This is a genomic window from Methylobacterium sp. A49B (assembly GCF_053346215.1).
In genome coordinates this window covers 1-214 of record NZ_JBKFBO010000031.1, presented here as the reverse complement: position 1 = coordinate 214, position 214 = coordinate 1, and the positions used below count along the sequence as shown (strand labels likewise).

The following is a 214-nucleotide window of genomic DNA, read 5'->3' as shown; positions in this document are numbered from 1 at the left end:
CGCGACTGGCTCGACGGGTGCCACCGGCGAGACCGGAGCGACTGGCTCGACGGGTGCCACGGGTGAGACCGGCGCGACCGGCTCGACCGGTGCCACGGGTGAGACCGGCGCGACTGGCTCGACGGGTGCCACGGGTGAGACCGGAGCGACTGGCTCGACCGGTGCCACGGGTGAGACCGGAGCGACTGGCTCGACCGGTGCCACGGGTGAGACC

General features: G+C 74.3%; 1 protein-coding gene. It reads right to left on the bottom strand.

Translation table 11 applies throughout. The features are described 5' to 3' along the window. Positions 1–214: hypothetical protein (locus ACLBX9_RS03180; protein ID WP_447717890.1), on the bottom strand; the 214-nt coding region annotated here is incomplete at both ends.